Source organism: Neorhizobium sp. LjRoot104 (assembly GCF_964253725.1).
Lineage (GTDB): Bacteria > Pseudomonadota > Alphaproteobacteria > Rhizobiales > Rhizobiaceae > Neorhizobium.
The window spans coordinates 247,163-268,432 of the sequence record NZ_CAXURS020000002.1 but is presented as its reverse complement, the minus strand read 5'-3'; the positions used below and the strand labels follow the sequence as shown (position 1 = coordinate 268,432).

The window sequence follows — 21,270 nt, the reverse complement described above, 5'->3', positions numbered from 1 at the left end:
TCGCGAGGAAGACGAGTAACCCCACCGCGACAAGCAGAGCGGCGCTAAATACAATCAAGATAGGGGCAATCGGCGCCGTAGTTTCGAGGGGAAGGGTTTGGCCGGCTGTTTCTGAAATCATGGCGGCTTCGTTTCCTAAATGCGTGGTGATCAGTCCACTTTTTTCCGGGGGATGTGGCTCGCGGACTGGAAAATCTTCGAGTAGTCCGGTGGCTTGTCCCATGCAAGCTCAGAGGAGCAACGGGGGCATGGCATTCCCGCCGCGCCACAACCGCAGCAACGCGTTCCGCTCGAAGCGCGTGTTGGATGAGCCTCGCATACCCAGCCGATATCCTGACATGTTTTGCATTGTCGCATTCCCGTCCTCCATTTCACATCCGGGAAATGGAGTCATCGGCGGCATGGTCAACGAGACCGGAACAAGAACAAACGACCAAACTTCGGACCGACGCATTGAAAGTGAGTGGAACCTCAACACCATCCTGAACCTATTGACGCTCGTCGGCATGCTGGCCGGAGGGGTGTATATCTGGGCCAACACCACGCGCGATATCGAAGACCTCATGAAATGGCGCCAGTCCCACGAGGACTACCACAAGGAGCGCCTTGCCGAGACGAGAGCGAGAGAAGCCAGTTTCAACGAACGCCTTCGCGCTGAGAAGGTGAGGGGCAACGAGGTTGACCGGAAGATCGACAATCTCACCTATCGCGTGACCGTGGCGGAGCAGTCCGCTGTCAACATCACCTCATCCATCAAGGACCTTCAGACCGGTTTCAACAAGCAGGCGTCAGACATTCAGGTTGTGAAGGAGATTTTGCAGCGCATGGAGGCGGCGCAACAGGGCCGGACTTCGCGGTAGCCGTTCGATCGCCACAAATCCATGACGAGGTCCGACGTCTAAAAGACAAAGACGAACGGGGAAAGGGCGGAGATCCAAGACGGTACGATTTTCTTCAATGTCCCAGAAACGAGCGCCAGGAGCTGGACCGGAGTAACGTCGATATAGGTACAATCACGCCCGCTTCGGTATTTGAGACGAAGTTCGCGTGCGGCTGCATCATAGATCAAGCATGCTACCCGCCTTCCAAACAAGTAAAAATACTGTTTGTTGCTTTCCATTCCGGAATCCCCACGCTGCGCACAGCTACGACATCTATCGATTTAGTCAAGTAATCGCCTACTATAAACGGAGCGATTTTGAAAGCCCCGCCACGCGGACCCGCAGCAGGGCTTCCGGAGCGCAGGGGTAACGCTTTTCAACAAGGCGCGCGCATCCTGACTACGAACTGCGCAGATGGCGTCATGTTCCGCGACAGCCGGAGGGCCATCGTGCCGTCGAAGCGAACGTCAAATATTGGTTCGCACCTCGTGGAAACCCGCCCTTCCAGGACCAGCAGCGCCAGATCGACGAGGTGAAGACCGCTCAGGGCAGCGTCTACGGCCAGCGCGCCATCACCCTCGATCTTCGGGAACGTCTTGACCGGGTCGAGCGACAACGGGTTGCTTCTCCAGGAAGCTGGCGCAGCTGGGGGAGCGGGGATCTTCCAAATGCCGTAAGTTGCTCCTCGTCGCCCCGGAACGCTTGTAACAAATCGCGCTTACGTTTGGTTCTAACTACAAACGATAATTATTTTGCATTAATGGGGAGGATATCAGTGCGCAGCGAGTTTCATGTTTCGGCGCAAATGTCAACTTTTTTCGCCATTGACGTGAATCGTCAGGTTTCTTATCTCTTCTTTATCACCCACCCGTAGCTTGCTGCGGGCTCAAAGGCCGCAAGGGGGAAACCTCTTAGCGGCCTTTGCTTTACAAGGCTGGCGATGCGGACAATCGTGTATGTTGATGGCTTTAATCTATATTATCGCATGCTCAGGGAGCGGCCTCAACATAAATGGCTCAACCCGCTAGCTCTAGCAGCGGCGGTTCTCAAGCCTGGCCAAAACATCATTAAGCTGAACTACTACATCGCGCAAGTGTCTGCCCGCGCTCACGATCCGGCGGCGCCGGCACGTCAGGCAACCTATCAAATGCACTGGCAACGGTTCCGTATATTTCGATTCACGAAGGCAACTTCATTACCACGAATCCATGGATGCCTCTTGCTCAACCGCCGGAGGCGCGGCCAAGTGGTTATGTATGGGCGCAACCATCTCCAGCCGTCGTCAGAGTTGTCAAAAGCGAGGAAAAAGGGAGCAATGTAAATCTCGCGGCCCACCTTGTGCGTGATGCGTTCACCGACGCTTTCGACGTGGCAGCCATAGTCACCAATGATACCGATCTAGTCGAACCAATCCGGATTGCAGTCCAAGAGGCAAAGAAGGTAGTCGGGCTCCTAGCGCCCGTAAAGTATCCGTCCCAAAGTTTGATGAACGTCGCCTCCTTCTACAGGCGCATTCGACCGGATCACTTAGGCAAATCTCAATTTGCTAGTCAGCTGAGCCTGGGCGATGGATCTACCATATCGAAACCCAGCACTTGGGTTTAGCGTCAATGCTTGACCTGAATCGCGGTCGCCGTATCCAGCAAAATATGCAGGTCTCGGATTATGCCGGCCGCGTCAAGAAGAGCAGCCTTGACCTAGTCGAGAGATCGGTTGCCTAAGCCAAGCGCCACCGCTGTCGTCTGCAAGTCGATCACCACATCGGCCGCAGTGTTGCTGTGAGGGATCCCGATCGTCTCCCGCATATCGCGGATCGTCGTTATCGCCCGGTTGAGTAGGCGGCGAGCTTCTTCGCCGCGGAGCTTTTCGACCTCATTCGCGGCTCGCACTAGCTCTGCGATAAATTCGTTCGTCGGGGTCAATGCAGTGTGTCCTTGTCAGGCACCATACCCGCCGAGTTCATGAATCCTGCAAGGGTATCCGCGCTGTCCTGCGGTAGGTCCCAGTAAGCCTTGCCCTCGATAATCACGGTTCGCCCGGTCGTGGTGTCGAATATCTCCCACGTAAACTCGCCGTCCTTGCGGATGTCAAAGCGGAGTTCCGTTTTTGGCATCAGGGTTTCGCCATCTGACGCCGATACGTGGTTGGCGGCGGAAGCGCTTCATGAGCTTGGGCGAGCGTTTCAAGCCAAGCCGCAAGGCCAGCGGGCACCTCTTCGTTGCCAGTTTCCAGCGCTTCGATCCATGAAAGATCACACTGCAAAGCCGACGCCAGGTTGATTGGCGTCCAGCGGATATGGCGCAGGCATTCGTTGAAGCGGTCAGGGCTCATGGGATCAGCATTGCCACCCTCTGTACGGGAGTCAAGTTGCAACGGCACGCTGTGAGTAGTAAATCCGCCGAGCGAGGGCCTCTCAAATCTGAGGGTTGCGCAGCAGCCACGATATGCTCAACTGCCGCCATGACCAAAGATGAGATAGAAGCGTTCGTGACCGCCATGATCGAGGCCGGGAGCAACGTCCAGGTGGTCGGAACAATCGGATATGTCGTAGCTGAGCCGGTCGATCCGACTGACAGAGAAGCTTACGGCAGGATCGCCCTTGTCTCCTCGGCATTCGGCGAACGAGACCATCTCAAGGATGAGATCATCGCCTACCTCCACGAGGTCGGACGTTTGGTGGATATCCCAGAGGAACCCGACACGGCCGTGCTTGGTTCGTAGGGCTGGCGGCGGGTACGTGGAGAGAAGAGACTGATCCAGCCATGCGCCGCGGGATCTAGGCGCCCCTGCTCTTACTAGGACGTCGTTCCAGTGGTGCTGGCTTGGTTCAGCAGTGTTGCGATTGCCGTGATGAGTTGCGCCTCAACAAACGGCTTTTGAAGGAGGGTGCTGCCTGGCACTCCGTGAGCTGCCCAGAGGTTAGCGCTGTCTCCTGTCATATAGATGACGGGCATAGTCGGCGTTAGCTCACGGGCTCGATGTGCAACGTCCCAACCACTTGGTCCAGCGCCAAGCCGGACGTCTGTCACTACGGCAGATAAGGTGACGTCACCCTCAACTAGGTCAATAGCTTCCTGACCGCTGCTGGCTACGACGACCGCAAATCCTGCGCCCGATAAGATCTCCTCCACCGCCAGTGAAACCAGCGGGTCATCTTCGACAAGAAGGAGTAATGGAGCTTCGGATGGTTCGTTCACTGTCAATCCCTACGATATCGAGTTTCTACCCGTCCCTGAGCAAGGCGGCTAGAACGCACAATTACCTACGTAGTTCCCCGGTCGGATCACTAAGAAAGCAGGCCGTAGTAGTGCGGCGATGCGTGCCTCCGCGAGCAGGCGCCCGTTCATACCCCGTACAGGTCGTTTGGGGAATATGGCGTGCCTAGATCGAATGACTTATTCGTCGTCAGATTGGCAGGCCTCAAATGAATGCTGACTGCAAACAGATTTTCACCGAATACATAGCCCGGGAATACGGCGACTCGCCCCTGGATATTCAGGAAACGCTCTCCCTGGCATTTGAGCAAGGTACCCAGGCTGCAAAGCACCGAGGAGATGCTAGCTCCTGTCCCTACAGCGCAGTTTCTGATCCAGAGCCTTTTCTGGCGTGGGTGGAAGGTTTCGAGTGCTGTTCTGTTCGCTGAACTGATCCGAAATCACTTTGACTTCGCGACTTCAGCTTACCTGCCTCAATACACCTTTCGGAGAAATTGATCACCTCGGCACTAGAGGCTTAAGCTTCCGGAATAGGCCGGGCAAAGAGGAGTCCCGGCTGCGAAAGCCCGCGGTTCCGGGGATTGACGCGGGCTTTCCACTACCTGTCGCCCTGATTGGCGTGGCGCGCGTTGTCACCCGTCCACATCCCATTCTTCTTTTCATAGCATTTCAACAATCCGGCTTTTACCGTCACACTGTGCAAGGCTCGCTCCGGCCAAAGGAAGTATTCGACACATCGGCAGAATCAGCCGAAGAGTCGATCAATGACAGGGAGTGGGCGCATGAAGCGACAGGAACCGGTAATTCAATCCCACCTTACTCGCCTAGAAAGGGCTTTGCGGTTAGTCTTGCTTATCATGATGATCTGCGCGCTACCCGCCACCATGGTCGCCACGATGGGCGGTGCATTAGCAGAGCATCAATCCCTGCACGGCATATTCTGCGACGAGGTCCATTATGTTGATCTTCCCGCAGATCTACTGGCAGTTGCCGGGTGAGAAACATGATAGTCGTCCGCCTCGATTGAAAGCTGAAGGCATTCAGACGGCCACAAGCCCCACAAGCTTGCGATCAACGACAATGGCGTCGAGCAGCGAACTCTTTTCGTTCAGCACAGCGAGGAGCCGGTCAATATGAGGCCAAGCCAGAGTAAGCCGGTAGATTGCCATTGCCCCCAGCGGTTCGATGTCAGGGTCATTTCGCCGAAGCTCTTCCCGCTCGAATAATGCGTCGCGCTGGCATTCCTCAAGGGAAGCCGCAAAGGCCAAGGGCTCGTCGCGGCCAGGCACGATCTGATACCCAAATACAACCAATTCCATTCGGTCCCCCCTGGGAGAAGCGCCCTCAGAGGTATACCTAGTCATCGGGATGGAGGAACTCCCAAAATCGGGGGGCAAAAGCGGATATCGTGCCTGCGCGGCGGAAGTGCGGAGGCACCCTCCATGGACGAGCGCAGGAAAAGCACTTATCACCACAGGCTACAGAATACTCATCGAGTGGAACCCCTTGCGCGAAGGTTTAAACTGCTATGGACGAAGACGCGAAAATCGCAGCTGAGTTAAAGGAGCTCGAATACAGCATCGCCCACCTTGAGAACGAGAAGCAGAAGGGCTGGCTGTCGACAAGTAAGCAGAATCAGCTCGCCGAAGACCGCGCACGGCGCGACGAAATCGTTGCGAAGGCGGCCCCCGTGACGGTCAAGGATCAAGCCACTTTGGAGGCCATCAAGGTGCTCAAATATCTGGCCTAATCAACGCCCCCCCCCTGATCTGAAATCGCGCTGTGGATGTACCCGTCCTCAGTACCCGACGCGGCTTCTTGTGATCCCTGCGGGGCGACTACCAGCCTGCTGCTCGGCGCCAGGTACCGAGACGGCTACAAATACGTCGGCAGCGTTGGTACCGGGCCAAACATGACGAGGCTCGTCGGCTGAAGAAGATGCTCGACAAGCTCAATACAAAGCGCCCGCCTGTGTGGGTCCCGGGGAAGAACCTGGTGCTGACGGCTCTGGCCCTGGTGGCCGAAGTCGAATACGGAGCTTGGACGAATGACGGAAGCTGCGGCGCATCGTTCAAGGGGCTGCGCGATCCGGACGACGTGTCGGACATCTACAGGCTGCCTGATTGAGGCTCCTAATGAATATTTTCGCGCGTGGAACTTTAGCTTGAACCTGAAGTTGGCACATCGAACGCGGAGGTTGATTTCAGTGCTTCTCCAAATGCCTGTCCCCCGTCCGTCTCCGCGTTCACTCCAACCTGTCCCCTCATGCAGCTCGGCCCGCTTCGGCGGGCATTCTTTTAGAGCATCGCATGAAACGCTTCAAGTCACAGCGTAAGCGCAATTTTCGATGCACCTTGACGGCTGCGGCACCGCTGAACCGCCATTGCTCCGGTTTCGATATCCAGCTCTCTTAGGCCGCGGTGGTCGTGGAGTAGTTGAACGGCAGCAGGTCGTCGATTTCGGCCGCTTCGTGCCGCTGCGGCAACTCAGTGAACACATGGCGCAGCCAGGTCAGTGGGTCGACGCCACATGCGCGGCAAGTCAGCATCAAACTGTAGACCACGGCGCTGGCCCTGGCTCCGTCGGCGGTGTCGGCGAACAGCCAAGATTTTCTTCCGGTCGCAAAAACTCTGATGTCGCGTTCCAGAATGTTGTTATCGATCGGCATCATGCCGTCGCTGGTGTAGCGCGTCAGATAATCCCATTGGTTGAGAGTGTAGGACACGGCATCACCGAGCTTGGTATCCGGCACGACTTTCGGCGCGATGTTGTCGAGCCAAGCCTTCAGAGCGTTCAGGACCGGCAAGCTGTGCTGTTGCCGGAAACGGCGAATGCAATCGGCCGGCGTTGTATCGGCGTCGGGCTTTTTGTCTCGCGCCTGCTTTTCGATCCGGTAGAGCTGCTCGAAGAACCGGAGTGCCTGTTCCGGCCGTCCGCCTCCGTTCTTCCTGGTTTTGAGTGCCTCGACGAAGCGCCGCCGCTCTCAGCGGGGCTGCATTTGCCCAATAAACACGCTTGCGACTGGTTATTTTCACGCATCCTCTGTCCAAAGCACCTGAAATGCGTGCGAGAAAACCATGGTAAAAAACGCCCGCGGGCGCCAACCCACCGTCAGTCAGCCCCAACGGCTTATCGGCTATGCACGCGGTTCCGGCGGGGGGAGCGCCACCGGACGCTCGAGCAGCTGCCTCGACAGTTTTTATTCGAAAGCCAAACGGCAGAAAGCTCCAGCGACTTCGAAAACAAGATTCGAAGGGCTGCATCAGCGTCGCGGGCGACTCCTCGCTGCGCACACAAATTGGTGCGCTAGCGATGATGCAGGACTTCCCAGGGGATTTGCACGTCAACGACGTCCCGTGGTTTAAGCGGAGAAGTGAGCGTGGACAAACCTGCCTCAAGACAAGCCACTACAAAAGCCTCGCGTGCAATCTCAGCTGGGATTATACCGCTCAAGACACGGCGGCATCGTTTCACCGCTTGCTCATGATGTTGCCCGTGCCGTATCGGCCACTCATTTTCCAGGAAATCGAGGGCATCGTAGATGCTGGTGAAGGTGTGCTCCAGTCCACACTGGAGACGGACCTTCACAGGACGGGTCCATCGAACATCGGTCAGAGGCATCTTACATCTCCTTCCTTGCCAACTGAACATCCCAATAGTCTAATATTGTGCCTCAGCCGCAGCGATGCAAGGTGCCATCGCATCGGGGCAGGTTCACCATTTCACGGCTGATCTCGTAACTGCTTTTGCCTTCACTGGGCCGTCACGATGCCACTGTCTTGACGGCGCTAGACGGCATCCTGAATAGGAAGGCAGTCTGTTTTGTGTCGGAGTGCACCTCCAAACGACCGCCATGGCTTCGAGCAATCTCACTGCAGATAAATAGGCCGAGGCCAAGCCCCTGCTTCTCAGCAGAGCTTGTAGCGCGGAAGAAGGGCTCGAACAGGTGGTTCTTTACGTGCTCGGGGATCGGCTTGCCCTCGTTGGCAACCGATATAACGACCTCCTTCACGCCCGGTGCCGCGACGACCTTCACCGGTCGGTTAGGAGCCCCATGCGCCAACGCGTTACCCAGCAGGTTTGAGACCAATTGCGCGACCCGGCCGCCGTCACAATGTACCTCCTCCGCGATATCAAGCGAACTCTGGATGTCTCGCCCGGGATGCGCAGTCTGTAATTCCTGGACAACCTGCTCAAGCACGGCACGCAATTCGGTCGGCCTCGGGTCGATGGCAATGCCTTGGCCGGACCGACAGCGAGCAAGATCGAGCATATCCTGGATCAGGCTGGACATGCGCTCGGTGCTTTGGCTCATCATAGCCAGAACGCGCCGTGCCGTGTCGGACTGAGGCTCCCGGGACATAATGTTAAGCCCACCGGCGATGGAAGCCAGTGGATTGCGCAGATCGTGCCCCAGGATGGCGACGAACTGCTCCCTCAATCGCGCCACTTCCTTTTCCGCAAGCTATAGCGCGGCGATCAGGATGAGACGCTTGCGACAATCTGGATGAGATTCTTAGGTCGCGGTCGGGGTCAAGTTATCATGCTGATTGCCGCTGACAAGTTCTTCGTCGTTTTCTGATTGCCGCTCCGCGACAGACAGCGTTGAGGTCCTGATTGTCGCAAACGAGGCCGGTCGGCCTCGCTGGCGCTTTTCCTCCAGTGCGGTTCTGCGGCGGTAACTCTCGACGTTCATCTCGAAGATCGTCGCATGGTGTACGAGCCGATCAACCGCTGCGAGCGTCATGGCAGGATCGGGAAAGACCCGGTTCCACTCCCCAAATGGCTGGTTTGCGGTGATCAGGATCGATCTATGCTCGTATCGTGCCGATATCAGCTCGAACAGCACGCTCGTTTCCGCCTGATCCTTGGTCACGTAGGCGAGATCATCGAGGATGAGCAGGTCGTACTTGTTGAGTTTGTCGATGGCGGATTCGAGCTGCAGTTCCCGACGAGCGACCTGGAGCTTCTGGACGAGATCGGTGGTCCGGGTGAACAGGACCCGCCATCCGTTCTCGATCAGGGCCAGGCCGATAGCGGCGGCGAGATGGCTCTTTCCTCCGCCGGGGGGACCGAACATGAGGATGTTGGCTCCTTTGGCGAGCCAACTGTCGCCGGCGGTAATTGCCATGACCTGCGCCTTCGAGATCATGGGTACAGCGTCGAAGGCGAAGCTGTCCAAGGTCTTTCCGGGCGGCAGGTGCGCTTCGGCGAGATGCCGTTCAATCCTGCGATTGGCACGCTCTGCCAGCTCGTGCTCAGCAATAGCCGACAGGAAGCGAGCTGCTGGCCATCCTTCCCGGTCCGCCTGCTCGGCAAATTGCGGCCACAGCGTTTTGATCGTCGGCAGCCGGAGCTCGTTGAGCATGATGCCGAGGCGTGCTTCATCGATGATGTGGGCGTTCTTCATGCGGCTTCTCCCGTCCCGATCAAGGCCTCATAACCGTTGAGCGATGCGAGTTGCACATGGACTGTCGGCAGCTTGGCTGGATCCGGGCCGAAGAGCGTTCGCATGGCGACCAGATCCGGTAAATCGCCGGCATCGAGTGTCCTGGCCAATTCTTCGGCAAGCTCACGCTCGCAACCGCGGTCATGCGCCAATGCCAGAAGCTCAACGGTGATCTTGCAAGCCTGCTTGTCGGGAAGATGTTCGATGAGGGCTTCGAAGGCCTTGCGGTATTCCTGACGCGGGAAGAGCTTGTCGCGATAAACGAGGCCGCGGAGCGCCATCGGCTTTTTGCGCAGGGAATGGATGACGTGGTGGTAGTTGACGACCTGATCGTGCCGCCCGTCGGGCTGGCCGCGTCCGCGGCGCAACGTCATCAGATGCGTGCCGCCGACAAAGACATCCAGCCGATCGTCGAACAGGCGAACTCGTAGCCTGTGGCCGATCAGGCGGGATGGCACGGTGTAGAAGACCTTGCGCAAGGTGAAGCCGCCCGTCCGAGACACCGTGACGACAATCTCTTCGAAGTCCGTGGTCCTGCGCTCGGGCAGCGCCTGCAGATGGGATCGTTCTGCATCAATGCGTTTGCCATGGGCAGCGTTGCGACGGCTGACGATCTCGTCGACAAAGGCGCGGTAAGAACTGAGATCGTCGAATTCCTTGGTCCCCCGCATCAGCAGGGCATCATGAACAGCGTTCTTGAGATGGCCGTGGGAGCTTTCGATCGAGCCATTCTCATGCGCGACGCCTTTGTTGTTGCGCGTCGGCGTCATTCGATAATGGGAGCAAAGCTGATCGTATCGGTGGGTGAGATCGACCTTGGCATCGGCGTCGAGGTTGCGGAATGCCGCCGACAGGCTGTCGCTCCGATGATAGAGCGGCGTACCGCCCACGGACCACAGGGCATTTTGAAGCCCTTCGGCTAAAGCGACAAAGCTCTCCCCGCCGAGAATGACATGGGCATGTTCGAAGCCCGACCAGACAAGCCGGAAGTGATAGAACAGGTGATCAAGTGGCTGGCCGGCGACCGTCACACCAAGACCGCTGGCATCGGTAAAATCCGAAAGGCCCAGCCGGCCTGGCTCGTGCATCTGGCGGAAGATGACCTCCTGCGCTTCGCCATGGACAGCACGCCACGACCGAATGCGTCGCTCAAGCGTACGGCGGATACCTTCAGAAAGCTCTGGATGTCGGCGCAGCATCTCGTTGTAGACAGCGACAGCACGGATGCCGGGTGCGGTCTTCAGGAGCGGGATGACTTCTGTCTCGAATATCGGCTCCAGAGGATCGGGGCGGCGACGACCGCGGGGCGCCTTGCTCTGAGATGGGAGCTGCGTCTCCTTGTCGAGACGGTAGGCCGTAGCCCGGCTGATCGACGCTTTTGCCGCGGCGACCTCTACGGAATGTGTTTGTCGGTACTTCATGAAGAGTCTCATCTGATGATCGGTTACATGGCGACCCGGCACAAACTGGTTCTCCAATCCAGAAAACCGCAAATGTACCGAACCGACCGCGATCTTGAGACGCCGAAATCTGCGCCACGCCGGGGTATGACTACGATCGGGCTACGCCCTCACTCCGTCACACCCCGGCGCGAGTCTCATCCTGATTGACGCTGAATCTCACCGAGATTGCCGCTACGCAGCAAGCAGCCCTTGCTCGAGCTGGAGCCGCTCGGCAATGCCTGCATCAATACGTTCTTCCAGCGTTCTGTTCAGTTCCTCGAGCTCTCGGCGGGCTCGATCGGCGGCGTTCTTCGCATCCACCAGGTCGCGCTCATATCGGCGCCGATCCGCCGCCTGGAACAGGTTATGCGGGTAAACTGCACTCCCCCGTCGCTCGAACGGCGCTCGGCTGCATTTGCCAAAACGGGGAGCTTTCGTCCATCCGGGCCGACAAGATCCAGGGCGACTTCATTGAAGTGCCCCTGCATTCGCAATAGGGGTGCAAAATGGGTTTCGTAGAAAATCTTCCCCGGAACGTTGAGCAGATCGTAGAACCGCTTGCCTAGGAGGTCGAAGCTCGGCATGCCAAGCCATCCGGCGAGCGTACGGTTGGCTTTGACAATCACGCCATCAGCGGCCAGAGAGAGGTATCCACATGGGGCATTCTCGTAGAGGTCGTCCAGATCCTCCCTGATGCCCTCCAGTCCTGTTTGAGCCTCCGCCTTACACAAAGGCTTTGATCGCGGAGATGACCTGGGCAGGCGCGCTCAGGTTCGGGCAATGTCCTGTTGCATCGATGACGACCATCTCCCCCCGTGGCAAATGATCCCGTACATATTCTCCGACGCCCTGCTGGGCGATGACATCCTGCTTGCATTGGATCACCAGCGCACGTGCCTGGCAACGCGGAAGATCCGCCCGATTGTCGGACAAAAAGGTGACGCGCGCAAACGCTTTGGCAATATCCGGGTCGGTACGGCAAAAGCTATTCACAAGCTCCTCGCTGAGCTCGGGGCGATCGGGGTTGCCCATGATCACCGGGCCCATCGCGGCGGACCATCCCATGTGATTATCGTCCAGGAACTCCAGCAGTTCCTCGATCTGTGCGCTTCGTACTTACCAGGGTTGGCACGGCGCCAGTTCGCCTGCCGGGTATCGGTTTTTAGCATCGTTGCAACGGCCCCTATCAGTCCCTGCCGTGTACCACAAAGGGCCCCATTTCAGAAAGCGGCACGGGCAAGCCGAGCTAGAGACGCCGACGTTAGCAGGCACGGCTGAGAAAGTCCTCCGTCAATGCGATTTCCAACTGGACCGAAAATCGATCACCGAGCAACTCAAGTGAAGCATCGTGTGTTTCATCCGCACCGCTACAGACTGCATCTTTGAGGAGGATGACGCGATAACCGAGGTCGATGGCTCCGATGGCTGCAGCCAGGACACACACGTCAGTCTCCCCGCCGGAGATCGCCAGGGTCTCGACACCCTCCCCCGCCAGCACGCGGTGAAGCTCGCCAGTGGTCCATGGCGAATAGGTCATCTTGTCGAAGATCCTCGCTGGCGGGACCAAGGCCTTCAAGGACGGAACGAGGTCGACCATCTCCGGTCCGAGCCGCTCGAGGGTCATCGCGTCCCACTTCTCGTAGTAGATTCGCCACATACCGCGCATGTCCTCTGCCCGCTTGGGCGGCACGAAGCGCGTAAAAACCGTCCTCTGCGAATGATGCTTTGCGATTTCTTGGATCTGAGGCGAGACCTCCTGCATCCATGGCACATGCCAAGGCGTATGTTCGGCAAACATCCGCTGCATATCGATGCATAAGTGAATCCAGCTAGTATCGGTCATCGCATCCTCCCTCCATCACGAACGAGAATAGAAAGCAGGAGTTCCTTCTGGCTGAAGTCGGTGCAGTGCCTCAATCTTGCATCATGGGTTCCTCCCGACCTGGTCGATCAGTGCCACGGGTAAGGCACGCTTGTGCTCACTGGCCCGATACATCGTAAGAATCCGTAGCCGTGCAGGCTCCGCGACCGCCTTGCCTTCAAGAAAATCGTCGATCTCCTCATAGGTGACCCCATAGACCTCTTCATCAGGACGAAGGGGCGCGTCGGATTCGAGATCCGCAGTCGGCACTTTGAACACCAATTCCAACGGAGCTCCCATATGCTCGGCTAAGGCCCTCACCCGTCGTTTGGTGAGGCCGGCAAGGGGCAATATGTCGGCTGCTCCATCGCCAAATTTAGTGAAGAACCCCATCAGGGCTTCCGCAGCTTGATCCGTTCCGATGACAAGACCGCCGGTCGCGCCAGCCAACCCGTATTGCGCGATCATCCGCTGACGCGCCTTGATGTTACCGAGATGGAAGTGTTTTCGTGCCGGCTCTACCAGATCCCCGCCTTCGACCATGACTGCATCGAGCATGGCGTCAGCAGCAGGCTTGATATCGATCGTGACGACACGATCCGGACTGATCACGGCAAGGGACCTCTGTGCGTCCGACTCGTCAGCCTGGACGCCGTAGGGCAATCTGACAGCGATAAATCTGGCGTCGTATCCATCGGCGCGGAGTTCTGAGACTGCCCTTTGTGCAAGTAGGCCAGCAGCGAGAGAGTCGACACCACCGCTAATGCCCAGGACGAAGCTCCGGCATGATGACTTGCGCAGGTAGTCGCTCAGGAACTGGTTGCGCTGTTGAACCTCGCGCTCCGCGTCGAAATCGAGGCTGACGCCGAGAGTTGCTGATATTGATTGCTGTTCTTCGCCCAATGGATCCCCCCGTAGTCTATGGCTATTGATCTCTCACAGAGCCTCTATCACAGCAACGGCTTGTCCTGTTTCCAATCGCGATAGGGCGCCAGCTTTTGGCCCGGAAACCGCCGCTCGATTTCCTCTTCGACCAGCGCAATTCGGGAGAGAGTTTCGTCCCGCTCGCTGACATCGTCCTTGCTTTGTTTTTCCAGCAGGCTCATGGCGTTGAAAACTTCGTCAATCGTCATGGCCTCAAGTCGAGATGCGAAATCTGAGATGTCTTCATGCAAGATCTCTTTAGGGTTCATCGCTGGCTTCCTCCGTTCCGTGAGAAAACCATAAGAGGTTGAATTTGTTCCCTCTCTTGGAACCATGGGGCGTCGCGTTGGTTATCAGGATACTGTCAACAGGAGACCCCCATGAAAAAAACCCTCATTCTTGCGTCCATCCTTCTCGCCACCGCCGGATCCGCGGCAATGGCGCAGTCCACCGCTGAAAAAACTGGCGTCAACTCTGTCATGGGTGTCGCCCCCAACACCGAAGACTTCGTGCTTGAGGCGGCAAGCAGCGACATGTTCGAGATTGAATCCAGCAAGCTCGCTCTGGAACGTTCGGACGAAAAGACCAAGGCGTTTGCACAGCAGATGCTGACTGACCATCAGAAGACGTCTGACGAATTGAAGGCCATGGTGACGTCCGGCAAGGTCAAGGCGACAATCCCCTCCGCGATGTCGTCCGCTCACCAGGAAATGCTCGACGACCTGAAGAAGCTTCAGGGCGACGATTTCACCAAGCAGTATCACTCCGATCAGGAAGACGTGCATGAAGATGCGGTCGATCTGTTCAAGCGCTACGGCGACGAAGGCGAGAACGCTGAGCTGAAGGCCTGGGCGGCAAAGACCCGACCAGCGCTCGAACACCATCTTCAGATGGCCACGGACATGAACAAGTAACAAAACTCTGCCCCCGCCGAAAACCTTCGCGCGGGGGCTCTTCTTTGAGGACGCCAATGCTGATCGGCTATCACGCCTCTCACGAACAGTTCTCGCCAAGTGAGTTGCTGGAATACGTCCAGGCGGCGGAACGTGCCGGCTTCCAAGCGGTCATGACTTCCGATCACCTGGCGCCGTGGAGTGCTCGGCAGGGGAACTCTGGCAACAACTGGGTCTGGCTGGGGGCGGCGATGGCGAAGACGAACTTACCGTTTGGCTCTCTCGCGATCCCAGGGGGCTGGCGTTACCATCCGGTGGTCCTGGCGCATCTCGTCGCGACCTTGAGCGAGATGTTTCCAGAGCGCCTTCGATGGATTGCTCTTGGAAGCGGCGAAGCCCTCAATGAACATGCCGTCGGACGCGGCTGGCCGGACAAAACGGAACGAAACGAAAGACTTGAGGCCGGCTCAGATATCATCCGATCGTTGCTTGCCGGTGCGACGGTGAGCTCAGACCATCCATCTCTAAGGACCGACCAGGCGAAGTTATGGTCCTTGCCGGAGAAGCCACCAATTCTGTTTGGTGCTGCGCTCACGCCGGGGACGGCCAGCCGATTGGGTGAGTGGGCGGACGGGCTGGTGACGGTTCGCAAACCCGTCCACGAAATGAAACAAATAATCGAGGCATTTCGGACTACCGGCGGCGGCGGAAAACCTCTTGCACTCCAGCTTCAGGTCTCATGGGCGCCCACCGTTGATGAGGCACGAATGGCCGCTTGGCATGAGTGGCGCAACGCTGCGGTCAAGCCGGATCTCTTGGCCGAGCTTAAAACTCCCGAAGAATTCGATGCCGCGTTACAAGATGTCTCGCCTGAAGAGCTAGATGAGTTCATCCCCCTCATAACGAATGGCCGCGACCTGCTTGATCTCATCGAGGAAAGCGCCGTGTGTGGCTTCAATGAGATCTACATCCACAACGTATCTCGTGATCAGCATGGGTTTATGGGTTTCATGGCCGAGCAGGTATTCCGCCAGCTATAGGTACGCACCGACCAGCCTTGGAGGGGGAGCAATGGTTGCCTCACCGGCGAAACTCTTAAAACTCCTGACTAAAATCCGGCATGCTTATTGGGCTCTCTCGCAAAACGTACTATCGCCCCTACAAAGAACTGTTCGTCAAAAATCATAAATGCATGTAGTCCCAAGGGAAATTACGCAGGTCCATCATGTCGTTGGTCTTCGGTGCCCTCCTTCGAACCAGGTTGTGTCAGCAACCCAACCCTACCGAAGAACATCGATGACCACCGCTAAGCCGCGCGCTCGCTACGGCGCTGTCGAGGGCGCGCTCGCGAGCGGCTTCGCTACCGCCGAGCTACACCATGTAGCTCGAGCGGCCGTCCCCGGACGGGCGGGCGGTCCTTGTCGGACCTCGTCCTGATCCGGACGTCACCTTCTCCACCGTCGTCGGGGCCGCCGCGAGATGCGTGATCCGCTGATCGAGCTCGGGCTCGTCAGCTTCTGCAAGACCACCGGCGGCAAAGGAACTGCATGTGGCCCCGCCGCTTGCGGTGGCGAAGGACAAAACACTCGCCTGGCCGGAGGCGAAAGGCTTTGCCCATCATGTCTGCCCGCGGATGGCGCGAGAACCCGTAGCCTTATCTGATCAAGATGGCCAAGAACCAGCGCAACGGCCGTATCTTCTTCGACTACCTTCGCAGCGATCGCATGGCGACTGCTGTGGCGCCATTGTCGCCGCGCGCCCGTCCTGGTGCCGCCGTATCGATGCCGCTTCCCTGAGCCCAATGAAACGGATCTCGATCCGAAGCGGTTCACGATCCGCATCGTGCCGGCGCTTCTTGTGAAGACGAACGCCTGGCAGGATTACTGCGACGGACAGCGCTCGCTGGAGCAGGCAATCAAGCGGCTCGCCAAGTCGATGAGCACGCCGCCTGAACGCGCGTTCCGTCAGATACCATAGCGCCGATCTAGTTCTTTGAGGGCAGACTGCACTTCATCGATCGAAACTGGCTATGGTGTTCCCGGCAGCCGACGGAGCGCCGGCTTGGAATCGACAGCGTAAAAGGTCCGACGCCCAAGCGGCGAGGATCGCGCGCTTGTCATCGGCGGAAAGAGCCGGTGATTTCACCGCGCCGATCAGACCGTTGCCGCCTGCTGCAACATGTTGTGCACCACCGGTCTCCTCATCACACATGCGGATCTTTGTCTCGCCGCAAGCGCGACGCGGCGATCACTTCGGTTTCCGGAGCGAGCAGGTCGTGTCTCGCGGCAAAGGCAGCAAACAGCCGCGCGCGGTCTCGGCTTCAATTTCACCGCGCAGCGCGGCACTGCACGCCTTGAGGGCGACTGAGATAGGCGTCCGCTCCGCCTCTTTCGATCGAAGGCGCGTTTTGCAGGCTTAGACCGATAATCACTATACGGTCCATGAAAATATCGGGTGGGAGGAAGCTTTCCGGATCGAGGGCCTGGTAATAAGACACGGGCGGATAGGTGCGAGGGCCACCGAGTACTTGAATGAGACTTCCCGGCTCGGGCAATTCTGCCTCGATGCCTGCGCCAGTTGCGATCATGGCGGCAAAACCGTCGTCATAACCAGGCATTTCTCGCAGCACGCCGTCGCGATGCAGGCTGACGGACGCGAGGCCGGTGAGCGCCAGTCGAGCAAGTTCCTCAAGGGGAGAACCACCGAATCTTCGATCCTTCGCTCAGTTTCTCAAGTTGCCGAAAAAATGCACCCCGCTCGGCTAGGTGAGTTTATCAACTCGCCGGATCTCGGGTGCGCGGCTGCGGCCAGTTGCACCAACGCCGGTCCCGGGCAATTTTCGCATTCTTGACTTCGATCAAGATGCGCTCGCTTCAATCGCGCTAGATGGGGCCGAAAGAGGGATGGAATATGGAACGTTTAGTATTTGAGCGAGACATCTGCGGAAAAAGCTATCGGGTTTGCGTACGAACAAGGCCGCAGAACCCTCCTATATTCACTTATCAGGTCTTTCGCGCTCTCCGCGATCGAAATATTTGGCATGGTGTCCCGCCGGCATGGAGTTGTGTTAGAGCAATGATGGATGAAGCATTCGCTTCAGACTTGGCGTCTTTCCGTACTCGAGCGGTCTAGAAATTTCGCGCTCTTAGTCTCGGATGTGGAACTATTTGTGCTGTTCGCGGTTTTTCCCCTGTCGCGAGGGCAAGACCCCCGTCCCTCAATAGATCGTTCGTCGCCCCACGAACGCGCTCTCGCGACCCCCTCACCGCACGATGCGCTAATCCGTCACAGTTAATTAGCTTGTCCTCATCCACGCGGGAAGGCATACCGGCCACGCGTCGCGTTGGTGGATACTCTCCTATCCACCCGCCGCTGCCCGACGTAGTGATCACACGCGGCCTGCGTCGGGCTCTTCGAGCTCACCCACACCGCAAATTCAGCTCAAGGGGGCGTTGCAGGCGCTTAACGGAGTTCAGGGTGGAGACGCCCTTTTCGAGGGCGCATTGCCGATCCCTAGGCCGTCATGCCTGACGGCTTACTCATTGGTCGTAATCCCGCTTGCCCCGGGGCCGTGCTCCACTTGGGAGGCGGTTGACGGGGACGCCGTATCCTTATCCAAGTTGTCGAACCGGAAAGAAAAACCCGCCTGCAAGCCCGGCAACTGCAGAACATTTTTGAGCTCACTAAAGCCGAAACGAGGGTCGCAGCAATGACTGGGACCGGGATGAACCTTTCTCAATCGCGCGGGTTCTTGGAGTTTCTCCAAACACGGTGAAGACGCATGTCAGCCGTTACTTCGGCAAAACAGGAACCCCATCGCAGGCTGAATTGGCCAAGCTGATCGCAGCGATTCCAGTTGCGGCCAAACGAACGACGGCCGTAGATCCTGATCGCAATGACACTTCACCAGGGCTTTAATCCACCTCCGCCGAACTGAACAATCTTATTACCAGTGCTGAGTCCGCCCCCCTTTCATGTCCGCTGGCGCGATCTTGGCGTCATGGACGGCGACGGCCTGCAAGAACCGCTCGAGCAGCGAGTTGAAGCTTTCCGGATTTTCCCAGAAAGGCGCGTGACCAACACCCTCCATCACATGAGCTTTGCCCTCGAAGAGCAACTGGATGTTCAAGCCCGACAGATAACTGAGTTTGACAAAAGGATCCCGCGAGCCGTTCACGAAGGCAATGGGTATGTCCGCCTGTTCGACCGTGCGGCGCTGATCGATCCCCTGCCCCCTCAGCATTGCGCGCGAGAAAACGGCTCGCAACCTTCCGTCAGAGCGTGCGATCGCGTCTCGAAAAGACGAATTGGTCGTGCCTCCGAAGCAGAGAGACTGAAACCGATCGACGTCGCGGGAAGTAAAGTTCTGTTTTGATGCAAGAAGAATATCGAATGATGGGCTAAAACCCCGCAGCATCCCGACGAGACCATTTGGGACGGGCGGCGTCCCGCATAACATGAGGCCGGAAATGTCCTTGCCGCTGCCCGCCATCTCAACCGCGACATGGCCGCCAAGTGACCATCCGAATACCGGGAAGCGGTGAAGGCCCAAGCGGGCGGCCACCTCACCTATGCAGTCCGCAAGACCGGTGACGGTGTAGGTTGATTGCGGATCTCGGGCGTCGCTCGATTCGCCGTGCCCCGGAAGATCGATCGCAATCAGCCGCCAGTTCCGGGACAGATGGCTTTGCAATTGCCTTTCAAACACGTGCTTGGAGCTGCCGGAGCCGTGTATCATAACCAGCGGCGCGGCCCCAGTCATTGTGTCGCTGATACACACGGGCCCGTGGCGGGTGTCGATTGTACGGTCAAATACGGCCATAAGCTGCGGATCCCGAAAAAGCACAGCTTCAAGACTTGCACAACAATGTCTAGGGCTGGTGCATGATCATCGTAAACCGGACATAAACAAGGTTGCGTCGGTACGAAGCATTTCGATGCAATCGTGTGTCATACATCGATCATTTGCCTTGGCGATGAATACGGGCTAGGTCTGTCGGCAGCAGCAATTGTAACCAACCTTAAAATGGTGGGCATCAAGATGCACATTCTTCTCGACTTGATCATTTCGATTGCCAGCCTGACTATCGTCGGGTTCTATGCGTGGTCGCTGCGCGGCCATTTCAACTCCCCGAAGATGGAAAACGGAGCAAAGCTGATCTCGGTGGTGGTCATCGTCACGACAGCGTTTTTCCTGTATCTGGTCTGGTCTGGAGCACAGATCCGATGGGTACAGATAGTGGGACTGGGATTTGAACTCGGGGCGGCGGGCTTATTTTGGTGGGCGGTGTCGGCGTCGAGAAAGGCCAGGTTGCGCTTTGCGTTCGACCCCGAATACCCAGATAGTCTTGTCACCGACGGCCCCTACAGATACCTGCGGCATCCGTTTTACACGTCCTACCTGTTGTTCTGGTGCGGCTGGGCCCTGGCGTCTTGGTCGATATGGTCGATCCTGCCGGTCTTATTTTTTACGATTGTCTATGTGATTGCAGCCCGCAATGAGGAGAGGAAATTCTCTCTATCACCGCTGGCATCCGAATATGAAGACTATCGGCGCAAGACGGGCTTCCTGACACCACGGTTTGATCAGCGATAGTCTGCCTCCAGCCGTGGCGTACCTCCGGCACGCGGTACGGGACGAGGCCTTGGGTCAAGCGTGGCGCGCTGTTCCGTTAATCGACACAGGAAAAATGGCGCGGAGGCTGACCGCGCCATGGCTCCCAAAAGGCCGCGTCCGAATCTGGGCGCGGCTTTTTACGTTCTTTCCATCGGTGTCGCGAAAAGCGGACCGGGAACCGCCTCGACCTCGGATCCCGCTCGTGATGAAGAACCGAGGTTGTCTGCCCAAGATGCCAACCGTCGAGCACCGCTCGCACAAGAGATTAAACAATCGCGCCGAGAACTCGCACCTCCCGCTGCGAAAACGGGAGCGGGTCATGCAGCGGTTCCGTTCGCCGGGAGCGTTGCAACGCTTCGTCCGCGTCGCTCCGCGATCCGCAACCTCCTCGTCGCCCCACGCTTCAAGCGCTCAGCTATCGACCTTCACCTGCATCGCCTTGCAGCGATGGCACATTGGAAGACCATCGCCGGCGCAGCGGTCTGATCAAGATGGGCGTCCCTGAAGAGACTGTCTCCCAAGTTAACCTGACATCTCCCGAGCGGCTGCATGGCAGCTTCGTCCTCGTGCGGATGGGCAATGACCGCGACGGCGGCAAGCGCACCAACTGGCTGCTGATCATCGCACGTGCGGGTCTCGGTCGCGCTGCCGGCGTAAGGCGGCGATCACATCGGCTTCCGGCGCCAGAAGATCATGTTTCTCGGCGAAGGCGGCAAACAGGCCGCGCGCGGTCTCGGCTTCGATCTCACCGCGCAGCGCGGCACTGCATGCCTTGAGGGCGACCGAGTGCGCGCAATCCCTCTGTGACGCCGGCCATTCAACGAGATGCCGGTAGGCGTCCATTACGCCGCGAACCTCTGCCGGAAAGCCGAGGCCGACAAGAATGGAAACAGGGTGTTTGAACATATCGGGTTTCAACGCTCTCTCCTTCCCAACCCGTCGTGTTGATGGGCGCCGCCCCAACGGCGCCCGCTTCCGCAAAAACGAC

26 protein-coding genes and 7 pseudogenes are annotated in these 21,270 nt (G+C 57.9%); 12 read left to right on the top strand and 21 right to left on the bottom strand.

The window, feature by feature from the left end; genetic code table 11:
* The first annotated feature begins 248 nt into the window (after positions 1–248).
* Entirely contained in the window at positions 249–860 is a 612-nt protein-coding gene (locus tag ACSQ8R_RS23385; RefSeq protein WP_436255768.1) for a hypothetical protein, read from the top strand.
* 397 nt (positions 861–1,257) lie between these two features.
* Here ACSQ8R_RS23385 and ACSQ8R_RS23380 read toward each other — a convergent pair whose 3' ends face one another.
* On the bottom strand, positions 1,258–1,497 hold the full coding sequence (locus ACSQ8R_RS23380) for a hypothetical protein (RefSeq protein ID WP_436255767.1): 240 nt from the start codon (positions 1,495–1,497) through the stop codon (positions 1,258–1,260).
* A 596-nt stretch (positions 1,498–2,093) separates the two neighbouring features.
* On the opposite strand from ACSQ8R_RS23380, the gene ACSQ8R_RS23375 reads away from it, so the two are divergent.
* Positions 2,094–2,486 carry an NYN domain-containing protein gene (locus ACSQ8R_RS23375; RefSeq protein ID WP_436255766.1) on the top strand — a complete coding sequence of 131 codons (393 nt, stop codon included), beginning with the start codon at positions 2,094–2,096 and terminating at the stop codon, positions 2,484–2,486.
* Between the two features lie 92 nt (positions 2,487–2,578).
* Here ACSQ8R_RS23375 and ACSQ8R_RS23370 read toward each other — a convergent pair whose 3' ends face one another.
* The 3 genes from ACSQ8R_RS23370 to ACSQ8R_RS23360 are packed head-to-tail and all read right to left on the bottom strand — an operon-like array spanning position 2,579 to position 3,212.
* Positions 2,579–2,803, bottom strand: coding sequence for a hypothetical protein (locus ACSQ8R_RS23370; RefSeq protein ID WP_436255765.1), 225 nt, complete (start codon positions 2,801–2,803; stop codon positions 2,579–2,581).
* Positions 2,800–2,994, bottom strand: coding sequence for a hypothetical protein (locus tag ACSQ8R_RS23365; RefSeq protein WP_436255764.1), 195 nt, complete (start codon positions 2,992–2,994; stop codon positions 2,800–2,802). Before ACSQ8R_RS23365 ends, ACSQ8R_RS23370 begins: the two co-directional genes overlap by 4 nt.
* The gene (locus ACSQ8R_RS23360; protein WP_436255763.1) at positions 2,994–3,212 is read right to left on the bottom strand and encodes a hypothetical protein; all 219 of its coding nucleotides are present in this window, start codon (positions 3,210–3,212) and stop codon (positions 2,994–2,996) included. Before ACSQ8R_RS23360 ends, ACSQ8R_RS23365 begins: the two co-directional genes overlap by 1 nt.
* 129 nt (positions 3,213–3,341) lie before the next feature.
* On the opposite strand from ACSQ8R_RS23360, the gene ACSQ8R_RS23355 reads away from it, so the two are divergent.
* Positions 3,342–3,602: a hypothetical protein gene (locus tag ACSQ8R_RS23355; protein ID WP_436255762.1), complete on the top strand. Its 261-nt coding sequence runs from the start codon at positions 3,342–3,344 to the stop codon at positions 3,600–3,602.
* 74 nt (positions 3,603–3,676) lie between these two features.
* On the opposite strand, the gene ACSQ8R_RS23350 is transcribed toward ACSQ8R_RS23355, so the two are convergent.
* The gene (locus ACSQ8R_RS23350; protein ID WP_436255761.1) at positions 3,677–4,078 is read right to left on the bottom strand and encodes a response regulator; all 402 of its coding nucleotides are present in this window, start codon (positions 4,076–4,078) and stop codon (positions 3,677–3,679) included.
* Positions 4,079–4,878: 800 nt separating this feature from the next.
* On the opposite strand from ACSQ8R_RS23350, the gene ACSQ8R_RS23345 reads away from it, so the two are divergent.
* Positions 4,879–5,094, top strand: coding sequence for a hypothetical protein (locus ACSQ8R_RS23345; RefSeq protein WP_436255760.1), 216 nt, complete (start codon positions 4,879–4,881; stop codon positions 5,092–5,094).
* 42 nt (positions 5,095–5,136) lie between these two features.
* On the opposite strand, the gene ACSQ8R_RS23340 is transcribed toward ACSQ8R_RS23345, so the two are convergent.
* Entirely contained in the window at positions 5,137–5,415 is a 279-nt protein-coding gene (locus ACSQ8R_RS23340) for a hypothetical protein (RefSeq protein WP_436255759.1), read from the bottom strand.
* Positions 5,416–5,624: 209 nt separating this feature from the next.
* Here ACSQ8R_RS23340 and ACSQ8R_RS23335 point away from each other — a divergent pair, with 209 nt between their 5' ends.
* On the top strand, positions 5,625–5,846 hold the full coding sequence (locus ACSQ8R_RS23335) for a hypothetical protein (RefSeq protein ID WP_436255758.1): 222 nt from the start codon (positions 5,625–5,627) through the stop codon (positions 5,844–5,846).
* A 188-nt stretch (positions 5,847–6,034) separates the two neighbouring features.
* Complete coding sequence (locus ACSQ8R_RS23330) at positions 6,035–6,223, top strand: hypothetical protein (protein WP_436255757.1); 189 nt, start codon at positions 6,035–6,037, stop codon at positions 6,221–6,223.
* A gap of 283 nt (positions 6,224–6,506) precedes the next feature.
* Here the strand turns inward: ACSQ8R_RS23330 and ACSQ8R_RS23325 are convergent.
* The 10 genes and pseudogenes from ACSQ8R_RS23325 to ACSQ8R_RS23280 form a co-directional block, all read right to left on the bottom strand.
* Positions 6,507–7,076 (bottom strand): annotated as a pseudogene (locus tag ACSQ8R_RS23325) (IS66 family transposase); the annotation flags it as partial.
* A gap of 326 nt (positions 7,077–7,402) precedes the next feature.
* On the bottom strand, positions 7,403–7,717 hold the full coding sequence (locus ACSQ8R_RS23320) for a DUF982 domain-containing protein (RefSeq protein WP_436255756.1): 315 nt from the start codon (positions 7,715–7,717) through the stop codon (positions 7,403–7,405).
* 142 nt (positions 7,718–7,859) lie between these two features.
* Positions 7,860–8,537 carry a sensor histidine kinase gene (locus ACSQ8R_RS23315; protein WP_436255755.1) on the bottom strand — a complete coding sequence of 226 codons (678 nt, stop codon included), beginning with the start codon at positions 8,535–8,537 and terminating at the stop codon, positions 7,860–7,862.
* Positions 8,538–8,612: 75 nt separating this feature from the next.
* On the bottom strand, positions 8,613–9,506 hold the full coding sequence (gene istB, locus ACSQ8R_RS23310) for an IS21-like element ISRel5 family helper ATPase IstB (protein ID WP_436253891.1): 894 nt from the start codon (positions 9,504–9,506) through the stop codon (positions 8,613–8,615).
* Positions 9,503–11,008 (bottom strand): IS21 family transposase, encoded by a 1,506-nt coding sequence (gene istA / locus ACSQ8R_RS23305; RefSeq protein WP_436253892.1) that lies wholly within the window; start codon positions 11,006–11,008, stop codon positions 9,503–9,505. Before istA ends, istB begins: the two co-directional genes overlap by 4 nt.
* A 276-nt stretch (positions 11,009–11,284) precedes the next feature.
* Positions 11,285–11,691: pseudogene (locus ACSQ8R_RS23300) on the bottom strand (PAS domain-containing protein); the annotation flags it as partial.
* 19 nt (positions 11,692–11,710) lie between these two features.
* A pseudogene (locus ACSQ8R_RS23295) lies at positions 11,711–12,097 on the bottom strand (alpha/beta fold hydrolase); the annotation flags it as partial.
* A gap of 151 nt (positions 12,098–12,248) precedes the next feature.
* On the bottom strand, positions 12,249–12,830 hold the full coding sequence (locus ACSQ8R_RS23290; RefSeq protein ID WP_436255754.1) for a cysteine hydrolase family protein: 582 nt from the start codon (positions 12,828–12,830) through the stop codon (positions 12,249–12,251).
* Positions 12,831–12,911: 81 nt separating this feature from the next.
* On the bottom strand, positions 12,912–13,751 hold the full coding sequence (gene nadE, locus ACSQ8R_RS23285) for an ammonia-dependent NAD(+) synthetase (protein ID WP_436255753.1): 840 nt from the start codon (positions 13,749–13,751) through the stop codon (positions 12,912–12,914).
* A 47-nt stretch (positions 13,752–13,798) separates the two neighbouring features.
* On the bottom strand, positions 13,799–14,041 hold the full coding sequence (locus ACSQ8R_RS23280) for a hypothetical protein (RefSeq protein ID WP_436255752.1): 243 nt from the start codon (positions 14,039–14,041) through the stop codon (positions 13,799–13,801).
* A 111-nt stretch (positions 14,042–14,152) separates the two neighbouring features.
* Here ACSQ8R_RS23280 and ACSQ8R_RS23275 point away from each other — a divergent pair, with 111 nt between their 5' ends.
* The 3 genes and pseudogenes from ACSQ8R_RS23275 to ACSQ8R_RS23265 all read left to right on the top strand — a co-directional run.
* The gene (locus tag ACSQ8R_RS23275) at positions 14,153–14,686 is read left to right on the top strand and encodes a DUF4142 domain-containing protein (protein WP_436255751.1); all 534 of its coding nucleotides are present in this window, start codon (positions 14,153–14,155) and stop codon (positions 14,684–14,686) included.
* A gap of 56 nt (positions 14,687–14,742) precedes the next feature.
* Positions 14,743–15,705: a TIGR03885 family FMN-dependent LLM class oxidoreductase gene (locus ACSQ8R_RS23270; protein WP_436255750.1), complete on the top strand. Its 963-nt coding sequence runs from the start codon at positions 14,743–14,745 to the stop codon at positions 15,703–15,705.
* A 354-nt stretch (positions 15,706–16,059) separates the two neighbouring features.
* Positions 16,060–16,642: pseudogene (locus tag ACSQ8R_RS23265) on the top strand (DNA ligase D); the annotation flags it as partial.
* Here ACSQ8R_RS23265 and ACSQ8R_RS23260 read toward each other — a convergent pair.
* The 3 genes and pseudogenes from ACSQ8R_RS23260 to ACSQ8R_RS23250 all read right to left on the bottom strand — a co-directional run bounded on the left by ACSQ8R_RS23260 (position 16,630) and on the right by ACSQ8R_RS23250 (position 17,282).
* Positions 16,630–16,876: pseudogene (locus tag ACSQ8R_RS23260) on the bottom strand (hypothetical protein). The pseudogenes ACSQ8R_RS23265 and ACSQ8R_RS23260 sit on opposite strands and share 13 nt — an antisense overlap.
* Positions 16,869–17,032, bottom strand: a pseudogene (locus ACSQ8R_RS23255) (DUF982 domain-containing protein); the annotation flags it as partial. The pseudogenes ACSQ8R_RS23260 and ACSQ8R_RS23255, both read right to left, overlap by 8 nt.
* A complete protein-coding gene (locus tag ACSQ8R_RS23250; RefSeq protein ID WP_436255749.1) occupies positions 16,992–17,282 on the bottom strand; it encodes a hypothetical protein in 291 nt (96 codons plus the stop codon). The pseudogene ACSQ8R_RS23255 and the gene ACSQ8R_RS23250, both read right to left, overlap by 41 nt.
* 1,154 nt (positions 17,283–18,436) lie before the next feature.
* On the opposite strand from ACSQ8R_RS23250, the gene ACSQ8R_RS23245 reads away from it, so the two are divergent.
* Complete coding sequence (locus ACSQ8R_RS23245) at positions 18,437–18,583, top strand: hypothetical protein (protein WP_436255748.1); 147 nt, start codon at positions 18,437–18,439, stop codon at positions 18,581–18,583.
* Positions 18,584–18,611: 28 nt separating this feature from the next.
* Here ACSQ8R_RS23245 and ACSQ8R_RS23240 read toward each other — a convergent pair whose 3' ends face one another.
* Positions 18,612–19,487 (bottom strand): alpha/beta fold hydrolase, encoded by an 876-nt coding sequence (locus ACSQ8R_RS23240; RefSeq protein ID WP_436255747.1) that lies wholly within the window; start codon positions 19,485–19,487, stop codon positions 18,612–18,614.
* A gap of 219 nt (positions 19,488–19,706) precedes the next feature.
* Between ACSQ8R_RS23240 and ACSQ8R_RS23235 the strand changes: the two genes are divergently transcribed.
* A complete protein-coding gene (locus ACSQ8R_RS23235) occupies positions 19,707–20,261 on the top strand; it encodes a methyltransferase family protein (protein WP_436255746.1) in 555 nt (184 codons plus the stop codon).
* A gap of 262 nt (positions 20,262–20,523) precedes the next feature.
* A pseudogene (locus tag ACSQ8R_RS23230) lies at positions 20,524–20,646 on the top strand (DDE-type integrase/transposase/recombinase); the annotation flags it as partial.
* Positions 20,647–20,900: 254 nt separating this feature from the next.
* Here the strand turns inward: ACSQ8R_RS23230 and ACSQ8R_RS23225 are convergent.
* On the bottom strand, positions 20,901–21,200 hold the full coding sequence (locus tag ACSQ8R_RS23225; RefSeq protein ID WP_436255745.1) for a DUF982 domain-containing protein: 300 nt from the start codon (positions 21,198–21,200) through the stop codon (positions 20,901–20,903).
* Between the last annotated feature and the right edge of the window lie 70 nt (positions 21,201–21,270).

What these genes read in the sequence shown, in the direction of transcription:
- ACSQ8R_RS23385 (WP_436255768.1), top strand. Translation starts at nt 249, where the DNA reads ATGGCATTCCCGCCGCGCCACAACCGCAGCAACGCGTTCCGCTCGAAG.
- ACSQ8R_RS23375 (WP_436255766.1), top strand. Translation starts at nt 2,094, where the DNA reads ATGCCTCTTGCTCAACCGCCGGAGGCGCGGCCAAGTGGTTATGTATGG.
- ACSQ8R_RS23365 (WP_436255764.1), bottom strand. Translation starts at nt 2,994, where the DNA reads ATGCCAAAAACGGAACTCCGCTTTGACATCCGCAAGGACGGCGAGTTT.
- ACSQ8R_RS23360 (WP_436255763.1), bottom strand. Translation starts at nt 3,212, where the DNA reads ATGAGCCCTGACCGCTTCAACGAATGCCTGCGCCATATCCGCTGGACG.
- ACSQ8R_RS23355 (WP_436255762.1), top strand. Translation starts at nt 3,342, where the DNA reads ATGACCAAAGATGAGATAGAAGCGTTCGTGACCGCCATGATCGAGGCC.
- ACSQ8R_RS23345 (WP_436255760.1), top strand. Translation starts at nt 4,879, where the DNA reads ATGAAGCGACAGGAACCGGTAATTCAATCCCACCTTACTCGCCTAGAA.
- ACSQ8R_RS23340 (WP_436255759.1), bottom strand. Translation starts at nt 5,415, where the DNA reads ATGGAATTGGTTGTATTTGGGTATCAGATCGTGCCTGGCCGCGACGAG.
- ACSQ8R_RS23335 (WP_436255758.1), top strand. Translation starts at nt 5,625, where the DNA reads ATGGACGAAGACGCGAAAATCGCAGCTGAGTTAAAGGAGCTCGAATAC.
- ACSQ8R_RS23330 (WP_436255757.1), top strand. Translation starts at nt 6,035, where the DNA reads ATGCTCGACAAGCTCAATACAAAGCGCCCGCCTGTGTGGGTCCCGGGG.
- ACSQ8R_RS23320 (WP_436255756.1), bottom strand. Translation starts at nt 7,717, where the DNA reads ATGCCTCTGACCGATGTTCGATGGACCCGTCCTGTGAAGGTCCGTCTC.
- istB (WP_436253891.1), bottom strand. Translation starts at nt 9,506, where the DNA reads ATGAAGAACGCCCACATCATCGATGAAGCACGCCTCGGCATCATGCTC.
- ACSQ8R_RS23290 (WP_436255754.1), bottom strand. Translation starts at nt 12,830, where the DNA reads ATGACCGATACTAGCTGGATTCACTTATGCATCGATATGCAGCGGATG.
- ACSQ8R_RS23280 (WP_436255752.1), bottom strand. Translation starts at nt 14,041, where the DNA reads ATGAACCCTAAAGAGATCTTGCATGAAGACATCTCAGATTTCGCATCT.
- ACSQ8R_RS23275 (WP_436255751.1), top strand. Translation starts at nt 14,153, where the DNA reads ATGAAAAAAACCCTCATTCTTGCGTCCATCCTTCTCGCCACCGCCGGA.
- ACSQ8R_RS23270 (WP_436255750.1), top strand. Translation starts at nt 14,743, where the DNA reads ATGCTGATCGGCTATCACGCCTCTCACGAACAGTTCTCGCCAAGTGAG.
- ACSQ8R_RS23250 (WP_436255749.1), bottom strand. Translation starts at nt 17,282, where the DNA reads ATGCCTGGTTATGACGACGGTTTTGCCGCCATGATCGCAACTGGCGCA.
- ACSQ8R_RS23240 (WP_436255747.1), bottom strand. Translation starts at nt 19,487, where the DNA reads ATGGCCGTATTTGACCGTACAATCGACACCCGCCACGGGCCCGTGTGT.
- ACSQ8R_RS23235 (WP_436255746.1), top strand. Translation starts at nt 19,707, where the DNA reads ATGCACATTCTTCTCGACTTGATCATTTCGATTGCCAGCCTGACTATC.